Below are 15,138 nucleotides of genomic sequence, written 5' to 3' on the forward strand. Positions count from 1 at the left end.
AAAAATGTCGCTTGATACTTGCAATCTTCTTCATAAACTTACAAAATAGAAGTAGAGTTTACTCAGAATTCATAGAAGAAGGGAAGCATGAGGGTATAATGAGCATCGAAAGCGTATTATCTGCGCCTGCACTGCTGATTCGAAACTTTGAGAAGAATGATTTGGAAGCTGTCACATCCTTGATGCGCGAACTGAATTATCCGACCACGCTGAATGTCATGCGGGAACGGATGGAAGCCATGAACGACAATCCATTATACGGCAATCTGATTGCTGAGGTTGATGGTGTTGTTGTAGGTATGATCATGCTTCGTCAAGTCAAATCCTTCACTATGACCGAACCGGTCACTCAAATTACTTCGGTTATTGTAACCTCAAGCTGCCGCGGCCAAGGGATTGGCAAAAGATTGATTCGCGGTGCAGAGACATGGGGAAGACAGCATGGTAGCCACCTCTTGTTTCTCACAAGCGGCAACCGGGAAGAACTTGCTCCCGCACATGCATTTTATGAGCATATTGGATTTGAAAAGGCTGGATACCAGTTTAGTAAAAAGCTGTAGTCTTGGTCTTTTCATTAACCCATCCCATTTTTTGGGGTGGGTTTTTTCTTGTTTGGCCTGAAAGCCGATTGGGGCTCTTTTATATAAGTAGGTAGGAATTCAAGGACGCTTTTCCAACAATTGCAGGATGGCCGAAGATATCAAATGTGTTACAATGTGTTCGTACGAGATTACAAAAATGTAACTATTGTTTGATCGTCCAGCACCCTAGAAATTCATCTTAGAACGGGCGGTCAAGCAAACTCACAACTATGAGCATAGGAGATGAGCATTCATGAACAACCATTGGATAAAGAAAATCGCAGGCGGCAGCATCGCTGCTGTACTGGCTGTCGGTATCATGCTGCCAACGACGGCGTCTGCTGCACCTGCCGAGAGCAATAATTATGTAAACTGGCAACAAAAGATCCAGGAATTCCTGGAGAGCCAAGGCTTGGAATCACAGTTTAAATGGGTGGTTCAGCAGCCGCAAACCGAAAAACCTCAGGCAGACAAACCTGTTGAGACTCCGCAAACCAGCAAGCCAGAAACGACTAAACCAGAAACGACTAAACCAGAAACTACTAAACCTGAAACCAGCAAACCGGAAACAAGTAAGCCTGAGACCAGCACTCCATCTAAAACTCCGTCCCAGCCTTCCGAATCTGCGGGTACAACGGAGAAATCGAATTTTGCTTCCGAAGTTGTCACATTGGTGAACAAAGAACGTGCGAATGCAGGTCTGAAGCCGCTAACGGTCCATGCTAAGTTGACAACCGTGGCGCTGGATAAAGCGAAGGATATGAGTGATAACAATTATTTCAGCCACACTTCGCCGACGCATGGTTCTCCGTTTGATATGATGAAAGCGTACGGTATTTCATACGGCTATGCCGGTGAGAATATTGCTAAAGGGCAACGTACACCACAGGAAGTCATGAACTCCTGGATGAATAGCCAGGGTCACCGTGAAAATATTCTGTCTCCGAACTTCACCAAAATCGGCGTTGGATATTACAACGGATATTGGGTTCAAGAATTCATCAGTGAATAAGCACTTATCTTGTTTCAAATGAAAAGGGCTGCCCCGGTCACGCATCGAAAGACTGCGTCCGGGGCAGTCTTCTTTGCGTGTTTTGATTTGCAAATTTTTTATAGAAGTCTTAAGGTAATGTACATGAGGAATTTTGTAGGGGGAATGTCATGAAATCATCTGCATGGATATGGCGAATCACTGCCTCCGTGTCGGTTATAGTAACGATTGTGCTTATCCTTGGTTTTGTGTATGCGTTTAAGGATATTAATGATCCGCAAGGACAGCCCTTGCTGACTGGTGGGGGATCCGAGTCGTCCAAAGAAAAGACAGCGCCGGAGAAGCCGGAGAGCGCTCCGTTACAATCGGTTTTGCCGAATGATTTAAAGGTAACTGCGATTGGAGATTCACTGGCCAAGGGAACGGGGGACAATACCGGGAGCGGTTTTGTCCGCCGAAGCGTGGATCAATTAAATGGCGATGGACGAACAGCGAGCCTGCTAGCGAATCTGGCCATAAACGGAATGACTACCGAAGGACTCCTTCCCAAGCTCGACGACAAGGGGATACAGTATGCCTTGAAGCAAGCCAATGTCATTATGCTTTCGATTGGAGGCAATGATATCTTTCAAGGTAGCGGGCTGATGGAAGGGGCGGCGGATTCCGGTGAATTGGAGCTCGAACCTGCTAAGCTGATGGCTGCATTGCCGGAGGCATCTGAACGCCTGCAGGCGATTCTGGAGAAAATTCGCCTCATTAATCCGGATGCGCGAATCGTTTATATCGGTCTGTATCATCCTTTTTCCGATTTGGAAGACTTGTTGATACCCGGCAATATTGTGGTCTCTGCATGGAATCATGCGGTCATGGAGATCGTGAACCGGGATCCCAATATGACATTGGTCCCCACGTTCGATCTGTTTCAGCACAAGCTGGGCGAGTATCTGTCCTCGGACCATTTTCATCCGAACGGGGCAGGATATCAGGCGATAGCGGATCGAATTGTAGAGGGTATGCTGTAGGCATGATGAGGATGTCATATGGGGAGTTGGAACTCGATGAATGAACAAGCTCAAGAAATCGTACTATCTGTCCAGCATGTAAAAAAGAAAATCGGTCGAAAATGGATTATACATGATGTGTCGTTCGACGTGCGCGCAGGCGAAATTTTCGGGTTCCTGGGGCCGAATGGGGCAGGAAAGACGACTACAATCCGCATGCTTGTGGACCTGATTAAACCGTCCTCTGGCAGGATCGAGGTCTGCGGTTATGATGTGAATCGCCAGCAGGAGCAGGCGCTGCGTTATATTGGGTCCATCGTGGAGAATCCGGAAATGTATTCGTATATGACGGGATGGGAAAATCTTGAGCATTTTGCACGAATGCAGCCCGGCATTGACCAGCAGCGAATACAGGAAGTTGTGGATACGGTGAGATTGGATCGAAGAATTCATGACAAGGTGAGCACATATTCACTGGGCATGCGGCAGCGGCTCGGGATAGCCCAGGCCCTGCTCGGCAGACCGAGGCTGCTCATTCTGGACGAGCCGACGAACGGTCTTGATCCGAAAGGGATCAAAGAGATGCGACAGTTCATACACCAATTGGCCAAAGAAGGGCTGGCTGTTTTTGTCTCCAGCCATCTACTGAGCGAAATTCAGCTGCTATGCCATCGCGTGGCGATCATCAGCAGCGGAAGAGTGCTTGCGGTTGGCGAGGTCGAAGAGTTGATTGCCGGCAGCAGTGATCATGTTATCTGGGATCTAAATCCTGCCGCGCAAGGGAAACGTATATTGCAAAAGCTGGATTATTGCCAAATTGTCGACCGCCCTGAGGAGGTGCTCGACGATAATTTGCTTGCAGGCATGTCTTCGGACGCTATTGTAACTCGTATGAGCGCTACATACACGTCTAGAGCTGTGGAACGGCTGGTAGCCGCAGGAGTACAGGTCCGGGAGGTTCATCGGATCAATCCTACGCTGGAGCAGCTGTTCCTGCAGATGACGGAGGGTGAGAGCATTGAGTAACCTGTTGCCCCTGATCAAGAACGAGTGTATCAAAATTATCAAACGAAAGCGGTTCTATGTTGTCTTGCTCGTTCTTCTTGTTCTGGTTCCCATGTTTACCTATGCCCAGATGAAGTCGGCTGAACGAAGCCGGGACAAGTTCAACAGTGACTGGCGGCTTGAGCTTCAGCAGCGAATCACGGATAATGAGAATTCACTTAGCAGTGACAGGGTACCGGATGAATGGAAACGATACAGGCAAATCTTTATTCAGCAAATGCAGTATTATTTGCAGCATGATGTGAATCCTAATCAACCAAACGGGGTTACGTTCACACGTGAATTTTTGAATAATGCGATATCTCTGTTTATCCCGCTGCTCATTATGGCCATCGCTTCGGATATCGTTTCCGGCGAACGGACGACCGGTACCATCAAGATGCTGCTGACAAGGCCTGTGAAGCGATGGAAGGTGCTGCTGAGTAAACTGATCGCCTTGATCATGTTTACGTCTCTTATTGTCGTTTCCACCTTTGTCATAGCCTATCTGATCTCCGGTCTTGCCTTCGGATACAAGGGGTTTGACATACCGGTATTCACGGGATTCCAAATTGTTGGTTCTGATGTGGATATGTCTGGCGTTCATGCTGTTCCTCAGTGGAAGTATTTGCTGATGCAGGGCGGATTGGTGTGGTTTGTCGGCGTATGTGTCGGTATGCTGGCCTTTATGGTGTCCGTGCTGGTTCGAAGTACAGCGGCGAGCATTGTGATTATGATGGCCGCATTAATTGCCGGAAATATTCTGACGAATATGGCATCGGCGTGGAGCAGCGCGAAATATTTGTTCATGGTAAACCTGAATTTGACCAATTATTTAGCCGGCAATTTGCCGCCAATTGAGGGGATGACTTTGAATTTTTCCCTTGTGGTATTGGCCCTCTGGGCAATTTGTGCGGTTATTGTTTCATTCAGTGTCTTTACGAGAAGGGATATCTTGAATTAAAATGGACAAAGCATGAAACATTTGTTTGCATTTTTTAGAGAACAGCGTTCTTCTAAAATATTGAAATGTAGAAATAGAAATACACTAGATACGTGAAATTGAAGGAGGAGCATGAATGGTCGAACAGATCGATATGTTTGCAGAGTCATCGAAGAACGGCGGTAACAACCGTTCAGGATACGATGCTGACGACATTCAAGTGCTCGAAGGCCTCGTTGCGGTGCGCAAACGGCCAGGCATGTACATAGGGAGCACAAGCTCGTCAGGCTTGCATCATCTGGTATGGGAAATTGTGGACAACGCCGTAGACGAGCATTTGGCCAAGTACTGCTCGAGAATTGAAATTACATTGCATAAAGACGGGTCCGCGACGGTATACGATAACGGACGAGGTATTCCAACCGGAATGCACAAGACAGGCATCCCCACCCCGCAGGTTGTATTTACGATTTTGCATGCCGGCGGTAAATTCGGCGGTTCCGGATATAAGAAGTCCGGCGGTCTTCACGGCGTTGGCGCATCTGTGACCAATGCGCTGTCCGAGTGGCTGGAGGTGGAAATTTACCGTGATGGTAAAATTCACCGCCAACGGTTTGAATACTGGAAGGACAAAAAAGGAAAAGAGCATGTCGGGGAACCGGTAACGGGCCTTGAAGTGCTTGGTAATACGAACAAAACCGGGACGAAGATTACGTTTAAACCGGATGCACGCGTGTTTACCACGGGAACGCACCTGAACTACGACACGCTTGCAGAGCGCTTACAGGAAATTGCCTTCCTGAACTCCGGACTTCGTATTGTATTGAAAGACGAGCGCAGCGGCAACGGGGAAGAGTTTTTCTATGAAGGCGGCGCAAGCCAGTTCGTGCAGTTCTTGAATGAAGGCAAGGATGTGCTGCATGATGTGATCCATTTTTATGCGGAGAAGGATGATATCGAAGTTGAAATCGCCCTTCAATATAATGCAGGCTATACCGAAACGTTGGCTTCATTCGTTAACTCCATCCCGACGCGCGGGGGCGGTACGCATGAGACGGGTTTTAAGACAGCGTATACCCGTGTCATGAATGATTATGCCCGCAAGAACAATCTTTTGAAGGAAAAGGACAAGAACCTGGAGGGGAATGATCTTCGGGAAGGCATGATGACTGTCATCAGCGTTAAGATGGCTGAGGTCGAATTTGTCGGCCAGACCAAGGACCAGCTGGGAAGCGCCTCTGCGCGCAGTGCGGTTGACAGCATTGTCACGGAGAAGATGCAAATCTTCCTCGAGGAGAATCCGCAGATCGCACAAACGCTGTTAAAGAAGGCCATTCAGGCCTCCAAAGCGCGTGAAGCGGCCCGTAAAGCAAGAGATGAGATGCGCACCGGCAAGAAGCGCAGCGAAAGCTCCAATCTGGGCGGCAAGCTGACGCCGGCACAGTCCAAGGATTTTACGAGAACCGAATTGTTTATTGTTGAAGGGGACTCCGCTGGCGGCTCTGCGAAGCAGGGACGGGATTCGAAAATCCAGGCTATACTGCCTCTTAAAGGGAAACCGATGAATCCGGAAAAATCGAAGCTGGCCGACATCCTGAAGAATGATGAATACCGTGCAATTGTAGCGGCGATCGGAGCAGGAATCGGTACGGAGTTCACCGCCGGGGACAGCAATTATTCGAAAATTATCATCATGACCGATGCGGATACGGATGGCGCTCACATTCAGGTGCTGCTGCTTACGTTCTTCTACAGGTACATGAAACCGCTGATTGATGAAGGCCGCGTCTATCTTGCGCAGCCTCCACTATATAAAATCGCAAGCAAGTCCGGAAAGCTGGAGACGGTACGGTATGCTTGGACAGAAGGGCAGCTGGCTAATTACTTGAAGGAATTCAAGAACTATGAACTTCAGCGTTACAAAGGATTGGGCGAGATGAACCCGGAGCAATTATGGGAAACGACGATGAACCCGGAAACACGGACATTGCTGCAGGTACAAATCGATGATGCTGCCAAAGCGGAGCGTCGTGTGTCTACGCTGATGGGGGATAAAGTAGACCCTCGCAAGCGGTGGATTGTAGAAAATGTCAACTTCGCGGAGTTTGAGGAATAGAAGGTGAAGGAATGAGTTTATCGGAGCAATTTTTACCGGCTTATCTGGAAGAGGTCGTAGGTGACCGATTTGGCCGGTATTCCAAGTATATTATTCAGGACCGGGCGATCCCGGACGTCCGTGACGGCCTGAAGCCCGTTCAGCGCCGGATTCTTTATGCCATGTACGATTCGGGTAACACACCGGATAAACCATATCGTAAATCGGCGAAAACGGTCGGGGATGTCATGGGTAATTACCATCCGCACGGGGATTCTTCGATTTATGAAGGTATGGTTCGGATGGCTCAGCCTTGGAAGATGGGGCATGTGCTTGTAGATGGTCACGGAAACTGGGGCTCCCAGGACGATGATCCTGCAGCAGCGATGCGTTATACCGAGGCCAGATTGTCGCGGATTGCCATGGAGCTGCTTCGGGATATCGAGAAGCGGACCGTGCTGTTTAAGGATAATTTTGATAACACGGCTAAGGAACCAGTTGTGCTGCCTTCACGGTACCCAAACCTGCTAGTGAACGGAGCTAGCGGGATTTCCGCAGGCTTCGCGACTGAAATCCCGCCTCACAATCTGCGGGAAGTGATCGATGCTTGTATTGCTGTCATGCAGAAGCCGGAGATTGAGCTGGCCGAGATTATGACCTTTATCAAAGGTCCGGACTTCCCGACCAGTGGAATCATTATGGGCGGCGAAGGCATTTTGGATGCCTATCGGACAGGCAAAGGCCGCGTTTATCTGCGGTCGAAGACGGATATTGAATCGCTTCGCGGCGGCAAGCAGCAGATTGTCATCACGGAAATTCCTTACCAGGTTGTTAAGTCCCGGCTTGTTACCGCTATGGAGAACATACGACTGGAGAAAAAGGTCGAGGGCATCGCCGAGGTTCGCGATGAGAGCGGAAGGGAAGGACTTCGCATCGTCGTTGAGCTGAAGAAGGATGCCGACGCAAACGGGATTCTTGCTTATTTGTTCAAGAAGACCGATCTGCAAGTTACGTACAACTTCAATATGGTTGCGATCGTGAATAAAACCCCTCAACAACTGGGGCTTAAAGACATGTTATCCGCCTATATCGAGCATCAGCGTGAAGTCGTCACGCACCGGACTCAGTACGAGCTGGAGAAAGCAGAGGATCGGGCGCATGTATTGGAAGGCCTGGTGAAGGCATTAAATATACTGGATGAGGTCATTGCGGCGATCAAAGCGTCCAAGAATCGCCAGGATGCCCAGAACAATCTGCAATGGATGTTTGGTTTCACGGAGCGACAAGCCGATTCCATATTGACTTTGCAATTATACCGCCTTACGAACCTTGAAATTCATTCGCTGCAAAAAGAGCTGGACGAGTTGACGAAGAAAATCGAGGGCTTGCGTGCGATACTGGACAGCGATAAGAAACTGATTGCCGTCATTCGCAAAGAGCTGCTTGAAATTCGCGAGAAGTATGGCATCGACCGGCGTTCGGTCATTCAGGAAGAAGTGGAAGAGATCAAGGTTAATCTGGAAGTGCTGGTTAACGCCGAGGACGTGCTCGTAACTCTGTCTAATGAAGGCTATATCAAGCGTACCAGCATGTTATCCTTCACCCGAAGCGGCGGTGAGCTGGAAAGCTCAGGCGTTAAGGAAGGGGATTACATCACCCGACTGTTTGAAGTCAATACTCTGGAGAATCTGCTCATATTCACGAGCCGTGGACAGTATTTCTTATTACCGGTTCACCAGATTCCGGAATACAAATGGAAAGATGCCGGTACGGCCATCGTGAACGTGATTCAGGTGCCGAAAGAGGATCACATCGTATCGGTCATTCCGGTGTCGAACTTTGAAGAAGAGGGCAAATCCCTTGTGTTTGTCAGCCGCAAAGGTCAGGTGAAGCGCACAGAACTCAAGGAGTATGTCACCAAGCGGGCCGGGGCTGTTGCGGCAGCCAAGGTTGCTGCGGAAGACAGCATTATCCAGGTCGTCGTGAGTGATAGCAATAAAGATATTGTGCTGATCTCGAAAGAAGGGATGAGCATCCGGTTTAATGAGCAGGAAGTCAACGCCATGGGACGCGTATCCGGCGGGGTCCGGGGAATCCAACTCCGTGACGGGGACGAAGTCGTTGCAGCGTTATGGGTGGAGAACGATGAGGGTGAAATTTTAACCATCACGGATCTTGGCTATGGTAAGCGCAGCTTGGTGTTGGATTACCAGACGCAAAGCCGCGGCGGAAAAGGAATGGCTACGTTTGAGTTTAAGGAAGGCAAGCGGGTGAAGCCTAACGGCAGCGCCATTGTCGGTGCTTTCTATTGCCGTGAACCGCTGCAGATTATGGCGTACAGCGAAGACGGGCAAGCTTATCTGATTCAGACGGAGAAAGTTCCGATCGCGGAGCGTAAATCGATAGGCAAGCTGCTTGCCGATGTTGGCAAGCAAGGACAGATTGTCGATGTGGTAAGTCTTCCGCATGCGGAGTTAAGCAAAGAAAGTTAAACAAGAATGAATGAACATCCTTCGTTTAGGTAGTTTCAAGTTTGTTGTAAGATAGATGGGCAAAAAGCACCTTCGATGATATTTGTCGAGGTGCTTTTGCTATATTTTGTGTTTGCGTAATATTTGAACTGTTATTTATACTATTTGACATATGTCCGTCCATGTCGAAGTGAGGTGAACCTTGAAAAACGCCGTCATATAAGGGCTGGCGGGTTTTGTCGGTTGGTTGGAAATTATATTTTTTAACGAAAAAAGAAGGATATTAGGAGGTTCCCCGCGAAAAGTTAATCCTATAAACTATTATGGAATCATGACTTTGGTTCAAAACGAAATCCATTCATCGAAGTACAGTGCAACATCCACGGATGGTATCCGATGTTTGATCATGACAGACATAATTGAAGGGACGGGATAAACATGCATACTGCCGAATTCGCCAAGGTGTGGTCCAAGCTGGCTAAGGACTATAAGCTCCATATGGAAGCTGGATTAGCACCGACATTGACGGAATCGCAATTGATGGTGCTGGAGGTGCTTGCTGAGCTAGAGCGAATGAAACCTTCCGATTTCATTCCTTACCTGGCTACAAGTCCGGCAGCCGTGACGATGCTATTGGACCGGATGGAGAAGAATGGATTGATCAAACGGGAACGGGACGAAAATGACAGACGGATCGTCTGGGTGACGATATCCTATAAAGGGCGAGAGGAATATACGCGCGGGTTACAAGTTAGGGATGAGTACCTTTCCCAAATTCTGAATCGTATATCCTCGCATAATCAACAGCTGCTTATCTATCTATTAGGGAAGATTAATACAGCTCCCAAGGAAGTTCTGGTTGAGGCGTGAGTTCTTGATGCTAACGTTGACGTTGCAAACGTAGAGAAGCCCCCTGGGCGACTGCATACGGCAGCTACCTTGGGGGCTATTACATATCTTCATTCTATTGAACATCAAGATCATGGTCACACCACGATTTCGAATGTTCACAAGACGTAATGGGATTACTTAAGCAACCACAAAGCCGCGACGTTGGAGGGTTCCCAACCAGGTAGGGGTGTGTGGGCTTGGCGGCACTCATCGGTATTGCCTCCATATGTGACTAAATCAACTAAATAATGTTAAACTAATATATTTACTATTCTTTGGTATTCTTTGATAAAAGTAAAGGGATAATATAATATCATAGAGGGATATAATATTACAAAATTTTCCATAGTGAAACAGAGGCATGAAAAAACGAAATCCATCCTTGGATTTCGTTTTTTTTTTTGAGTTCTATTGTATAGAACCGTTATGTGGTCTCCAGCTTGTCCATGGAGAAGAGACTCCAGGGATAGACGGATGCCGGCATGGAACGGATGGCGATTTCCTCTTTGGTAACGGGGTGCGGAAATCCGACCAATACGGACCATAAGGCAATCTGCTGCCCGGCTTTGTTCACCTTGCTTCCATACTTCTGATCTCCGAACAGCGGATGTCCCGCATGGCTCAGCTGTACACGGATTTGGTGTGGCCTGCCCGTGTGCAGCTCGATCAGGACGAGGCTGAAGCCTTCCGCCGTTTGGAGCACGGTGTAATCCAGAATGGCCTCCTTGGCCCCGTCGGTACCTTTAGAGGTGACATGGACGGTGTTGGTTTTCACATCTTTATACAGCATATTTACGAGCCTACCTGAGGTTTTCGAAGGAATCCCGTGAACGACCGCTACATACTGCTTGCGGAAGTTGCGATTGCGGACGGCTTCCGATAAACGGGATGCGGCTTTGGAGGTCTTGGCAAAAACCATCGCTCCGCCAACCGGACGGTCCAGACGGTGAACCAACCCCAAAAATACATTACCCGGTTTATTGTAGCGCTCCTTGATATCCTGTTTCAAAATCGTCAGCATGTCGGGATCGCCGGTAGCATCCTCCTGGGAGGGGATGTTTACTGGCTTGGTTACACCTAACACATGATTATCCTCGAAAATTATCGGCACTACCGGATATGCTGCTGGTTCCCGCTTGCTCATCGAATCAGGACTCCCAGCGACCCAGGATGCCGCATGGCAGGTTCATACCGGAGCGGGTAATCGGCAATCCGATTTCACCCGCACTGATGATACCGCCGTATTTCGGCTTCATGGTCATGGTCAGCATGTTATTCAGAACGGTAGGGGAGATGCCGGTCGTATAGGAGTTAATCAGCATAAACAGCGGATTATCCGATACAATGCTCATGCAGCTTTCGAGAAATGGGTACAAGCTTTGTTCAAGCTTCCACGTTTCTCCACTTGGACCGCGGCCATAAGATGGAGGGTCCATAATGATCGCATCGTATTTGTTCCCTCGACGCTGTTCTCGTTGCACGAATTTAAATACATCATCCGTGATATAACGGATAGGACGGTCGGCGAGGCCGGACAATGCCGCATTTTCCTTGGCCCATTGAACCATCCCCTTGGCAGCATCCACATGCACAACCTGAGCTCCGGCAGAGGCAGCCGCGACGGTTGCTCCCCCGGTATAGGCGAACAGGTTCAGCACGCTGACCGGACGTCCGGCTGAGGCGATCTTATCCATCATCCAACGCCAGTTGGCTGCCTGCTCCGGAAACAAACCGGTATGTTTAAAATTGGTTGGTCGAATATGAAATTTTAATTGGTCGTATGAGATGGTCCACCGGTCCGGAAGCTGCTTTTTCATGTCCCATTGCCCGCCGCCGGACGAACTGCGGTGATAGTGTCCGTGAACACTGCGCCATTGTTCATCTTCACGTTCAATCGGCCATATGATCTGCGGATCCGGACGTCTGAGAATCACGTCGCCCCAGCGTTCCAGCTTCTCCCCGCCTCCGGTATCGATGACCTCGTAATCTTGCCAATCCTGAGCTACATACATGTTGAAAACCATCCTTCAAATAGTCATTTAGACTTTATTGTACAACATATCAGAAGCTGAATGCCACCAAGGATTGCCCGGCTTGACCAAACCTATTCGGATGATATGGACTTTGAAGCTCGACTTACCCCAAATCTTCGAATGCGGAGTGGAAACGGAATTCGCCATGCAGGTGGTTGAGTGCGCCTTGCTGAAGCTCGGCAACCATGAACACTTCATCGGAAACCGTGAATTGCGTTAAGTCGATCCCATAGGTTCTGGCCTGAACAAAGCCGTAACGGGGATAATACACCGGATGGCCGAATAGAAAAACAAGGGGATAGCCATGCGAGAGGCACCGCCGTTTGCCTTCTTCAATCAAAATTCCGCCGATCCCTTGACGTTGATAATCCGGAAGCACAGCCAGTGGCCCTAGCGCAGCCACGTGATGGCTATGAATGCCGTCAACAAGGCTGGCCTGGCTGAACATAATATGTCCCTTGATGATTCCATCTTCTTCTGCTACGATTGACAATTCCCGTTGAAAGGCTTGGTATTCCCGCAGCCGTTGTACTAGAAGCGCTTCTTCCTGTCCGGGAAAAGCCTGAGTGAGAAGGTCCTGGACCTTCTCATGATCGTTTATGGTTTCTGTACGTATGATCATCGTGATCTCTCCTCGCAAATCCTGTGGATTTTTTATAGATATCCTGCGACTCATCCCAAGAGCTTCGTTACTCCGGCTTCGTTTCAATCTGCAGTCCTTCAACGTGCTTGCGGTTCATCAGTTTACGCTTCTTCAGGTTCTCTTTGCTCTCAAAAACGATATCAAGATTATAATCCTCCGGGTAAAGATCCTTGGCGGCAATATAAGGTTTCAGTCGTTTGTGGTTAATCTTCAGTCGATCCTTCTGAATCATAACACCGATATTTCCTCTACCGTCCATGGTTTCATACACGGTTCCGCTACGTTTCAAATAAGGCACATAGACACGATCGCCAAGTTGATAGAGGGAAGAGGGAGGATCTTCATCTACATCTACATCTACATGATCTTGAACAATCACTAGCTCATCCTGTTCGTCTGTCGGTAAGGTAACGTGTTCTGCCAGACTCGCTTCTTCTGCCCATGCTTTGGGCTCTGAGCGAACATCATCTCTAAGGACTTTGTCGCCTCTTGCAGCTCCCGCTTCCGTGATTTCACGCGATCTGGTTATAATCGACTCCGGAATACCCAGCTTCGCGGCAATGACAAAGGCATAACTGTGACCGGCTTCACCGATCCGCAGACGATAGAGGGGCTCAAGTGTGTCAGCGTCAAATTCCATGCGGGCATTCTCAAAGCCGGCTGTGCGCTCGGCAAAATTTTTGATTTCTGTAAAATGGGTGGTGACTACAACCGTTGCTTGACGTTGACTCAATTCCTCCAAAATGGCGATCGACAATCCAACGCCTTCACCTGGGTCCGTTCCGGACGCCATCTCATCGAGCAGTACGAGCGTGGACCGGCTAGCCGTCTGTAAAATGTCGCGGATGTTGCGTATATGTGCAGAGAACGTGCTGAGGGCATGCTCCAAGCTCTGTCCGTCTCCGATATCGACGGAAACCTCGTCAAAGATAGCGCAATGGCTGCCATCCGCTACAGGAACCAGCAGACCGGATTGAACCATGACCGTAATGAGTCCAACCGTCTTGAGCGCTGAAGTTTTGCCGCCGGTGTTAGGTCCTGTAATGATCAGGGTTTTATACCGCTTCCCGATGGTGAAGTCCAGCGGTACCATGGTGGAGCCGATTAAAGGATGCACCGCGGATTTTAAATGGATGAACCCTTCCTGGTTCAGGCTCACATTGCGCCCGCCGATAGAAATGGCATACTTGCCTCTGGCTATGATGTAATCGTAGACTCCAACAATGTCGGCATTGGTTCTCAGTTCGAATTGATATTGCTCGGCAAGTGCGGTTAAATCACTCAACACCTTTGTTTCTTCCCGAACTTCATCGGCGTGCAGGAGAGTTAATTCCATCTGAAGTGCCTGCAAGTCGGAAGGCTCGATGAATACGGTCTGTCCGCTGGCCGATTCATCCAGAATCGAGCCATTCACGGATTTACGGTGCTCTTTCTTGATGGGCAGCACGTAACGTCCTCCGCGTTTGCTAATGACATGCTCTTGCATGATCCCTTTGTAACGGCTCATCAGGCTGTCGAGCTTGCGCTTGATCCGTTCCTCGGTCATGATGATTTTTTTGCGGACTTTTGCCAGATCTTTGCTGGCGCTATCCACGACACGTCCGCCGTGAATGCTGCGTTCGATTTCGGACAGAAGCGGACGCAGTTCATGCATGGAAGAGGCGTAGGAACTGATCAATGGAGCAATGTCGTTCTTGGCATTCATATATTGAATGAGCTGGCGGCAGCTTCTCAGATATTGGACCATATTCCCGAAATCACGCTCAGACAGGACATAGCCGGTACCGAGCAAATCCAGGACCATTTTTATTCCCTCCAGTGAAGGAATAGGTACGCTGGCTCCGGTATGGAGCAAAGTTTTGGCTTCTACCGTTTCATTCAATTTATTGTGGATGGCTTTCATCTGGGTGAGGGGGGCCATCTTCTGAATATGCTCGACTCCCAGATACGATACGGCAAAGCGTTCAAGCTCGGTGCGTATTCTCTCATACTCCAATTTGTTTAATGCGAATGGTTTCATGGGCTTCATTCTCCTTTTGATTTATAAAATGGATGGCATACAATGCAAAAAAGGGCGGAAAGCGAACTACTAAGGTTCGCTTTCCGCCCATAGATCGTTATTCCGATGGCATGGCGTTATGGGACAGCTCCAAATAACCCTTTTGCATAAAAGAGGGGAGACCCAAAAAATCCGCGCTGAACTCAGCACGGATGACCATATCATATCTGAATAAACCCTAAAGGGGCTTCAATTGATATCCGCAGTTCTTAACTAATTCAACGGATGAAATGAAAAACCATCAAAAAATAAACATATCCCTGTACAGGGAATGCCCAAAATTTTACATTTCGATCCATATGAAATTTGGTTAGTTAAGAACGACCACCGACATCAAAATCTCTCCTTTAGATAAGAGTATGAAATAACTATATCCATAAATAGGG

General features: G+C 48.6%; 12 protein-coding genes and 1 pseudogene. 8 read left to right on the plus strand and 5 right to left on the minus strand.

The features are described from left to right. Positions 1–98 precede the first annotated feature (98 nt). The 8 genes from MKY48_RS12355 to MKY48_RS12390 all read left to right on the plus strand — a co-directional run bounded on the left by MKY48_RS12355 (position 99) and on the right by MKY48_RS12390 (position 9,996). Positions 99–560 (plus strand): GNAT family N-acetyltransferase, encoded by a 462-nt coding sequence (locus tag MKY48_RS12355; RefSeq protein WP_053493894.1) that lies wholly within the window; start codon positions 99–101, stop codon positions 558–560. 274 nt (positions 561–834) lie between these two features. Further along, entirely contained in the window at positions 835–1,593 is a 759-nt protein-coding gene (locus tag MKY48_RS12360) for a CAP domain-containing protein (RefSeq protein ID WP_339293005.1), read from the plus strand. Positions 1,594–1,742: 149 nt separating this feature from the next. After that, the gene (locus MKY48_RS12365) at positions 1,743–2,594 is read left to right on the plus strand and encodes a GDSL-type esterase/lipase family protein (protein WP_339293006.1); all 852 of its coding nucleotides are present in this window, start codon (positions 1,743–1,745) and stop codon (positions 2,592–2,594) included. Positions 2,595–2,630: 36 nt separating this feature from the next. Further along, positions 2,631–3,599 carry an ABC transporter ATP-binding protein gene (locus tag MKY48_RS12370; RefSeq protein ID WP_339293007.1) on the plus strand — a complete coding sequence of 323 codons (969 nt, stop codon included), beginning with the start codon at positions 2,631–2,633 and terminating at the stop codon, positions 3,597–3,599. Beyond that, the gene (locus tag MKY48_RS12375) at positions 3,592–4,581 is read left to right on the plus strand and encodes an ABC transporter permease (RefSeq protein WP_339293008.1); all 990 of its coding nucleotides are present in this window, start codon (positions 3,592–3,594) and stop codon (positions 4,579–4,581) included. Before MKY48_RS12370 ends, MKY48_RS12375 begins: the two co-directional genes overlap by 8 nt. Positions 4,582–4,696: 115 nt before the next feature. After that, a complete protein-coding gene (gene parE, locus MKY48_RS12380) occupies positions 4,697–6,676 on the plus strand; it encodes a DNA topoisomerase IV subunit B (protein ID WP_076321036.1) in 1,980 nt (659 codons plus the stop codon). Between the two features lie 11 nt (positions 6,677–6,687). After that, positions 6,688–9,147 (plus strand): DNA gyrase subunit A, encoded by a 2,460-nt coding sequence (gyrA, locus tag MKY48_RS12385; protein WP_339293009.1) that lies wholly within the window; start codon positions 6,688–6,690, stop codon positions 9,145–9,147. A gap of 417 nt (positions 9,148–9,564) precedes the next feature. After that, on the plus strand, positions 9,565–9,996 hold the full coding sequence (locus tag MKY48_RS12390; protein ID WP_076321038.1) for a MarR family transcriptional regulator: 432 nt from the start codon (positions 9,565–9,567) through the stop codon (positions 9,994–9,996). 155 nt (positions 9,997–10,151) lie between these two features. Here MKY48_RS12390 and MKY48_RS12395 read toward each other — a convergent pair. From MKY48_RS12395 to MKY48_RS12415, 5 genes and pseudogenes are all read right to left on the minus strand, one after another. Next, positions 10,152–10,212, minus strand: a pseudogene (locus tag MKY48_RS12395) (hypothetical protein); the annotation flags it as partial. Positions 10,213–10,441: 229 nt separating this feature from the next. Next, positions 10,442–11,161 (minus strand): RNA pseudouridine synthase, encoded by a 720-nt coding sequence (locus MKY48_RS12400; protein WP_339293010.1) that lies wholly within the window; start codon positions 11,159–11,161, stop codon positions 10,442–10,444. A 4-nt stretch (positions 11,162–11,165) separates the two neighbouring features. Continuing rightward, on the minus strand, positions 11,166–12,029 hold the full coding sequence (locus MKY48_RS12405) for a class I SAM-dependent methyltransferase (protein ID WP_339272253.1): 864 nt from the start codon (positions 12,027–12,029) through the stop codon (positions 11,166–11,168). 124 nt (positions 12,030–12,153) lie between these two features. Continuing rightward, positions 12,154–12,672, minus strand: a complete 519-nt coding sequence (locus MKY48_RS12410; protein ID WP_339293011.1) for an N-acetyltransferase — start codon at positions 12,670–12,672, stop codon at positions 12,154–12,156. 67 nt (positions 12,673–12,739) lie between these two features. Then, positions 12,740–14,713 carry a DNA mismatch repair protein MutS gene (locus MKY48_RS12415; RefSeq protein WP_339293012.1) on the minus strand — a complete coding sequence of 658 codons (1,974 nt, stop codon included), beginning with the start codon at positions 14,711–14,713 and terminating at the stop codon, positions 12,740–12,742. Positions 14,714–15,138 lie beyond the last annotated feature (425 nt).

This window comes from Paenibacillus sp. FSL W8-0187 (assembly GCF_037969755.1).
Classification (GTDB): domain Bacteria; phylum Bacillota; class Bacilli; order Paenibacillales; family Paenibacillaceae; genus Paenibacillus_AQ.

Bases quoted from the DNA above. Each gene is read 5' to 3' on its own strand.
- MKY48_RS12355 (WP_053493894.1), top strand. From the start codon at position 99: ATGAGCATCGAAAGCGTATTATCTGCGCCTGCACTGCTGATTCGAAAC.
- MKY48_RS12360 (WP_339293005.1), top strand. From the start codon at position 835: ATGAACAACCATTGGATAAAGAAAATCGCAGGCGGCAGCATCGCTGCT.
- MKY48_RS12365 (WP_339293006.1), top strand. From the start codon at position 1,743: ATGAAATCATCTGCATGGATATGGCGAATCACTGCCTCCGTGTCGGTT.
- MKY48_RS12370 (WP_339293007.1), top strand. From the start codon at position 2,631: ATGAATGAACAAGCTCAAGAAATCGTACTATCTGTCCAGCATGTAAAA.
- parE (WP_076321036.1), top strand. From the start codon at position 4,697: ATGGTCGAACAGATCGATATGTTTGCAGAGTCATCGAAGAACGGCGGT.
- gyrA (WP_339293009.1), top strand. From the start codon at position 6,688: ATGAGTTTATCGGAGCAATTTTTACCGGCTTATCTGGAAGAGGTCGTA.
- MKY48_RS12390 (WP_076321038.1), top strand. From the start codon at position 9,565: ATGCATACTGCCGAATTCGCCAAGGTGTGGTCCAAGCTGGCTAAGGAC.
- MKY48_RS12400 (WP_339293010.1), bottom strand. From the start codon at position 11,161: ATGAGCAAGCGGGAACCAGCAGCATATCCGGTAGTGCCGATAATTTTC.
- MKY48_RS12405 (WP_339272253.1), bottom strand. From the start codon at position 12,029: ATGTATGTAGCTCAGGATTGGCAAGATTACGAGGTCATCGATACCGGA.
- MKY48_RS12410 (WP_339293011.1), bottom strand. From the start codon at position 12,672: ATGATCATACGTACAGAAACCATAAACGATCATGAGAAGGTCCAGGAC.
- MKY48_RS12415 (WP_339293012.1), bottom strand. From the start codon at position 14,713: ATGAAACCATTCGCATTAAACAAATTGGAGTATGAGAGAATACGCACC.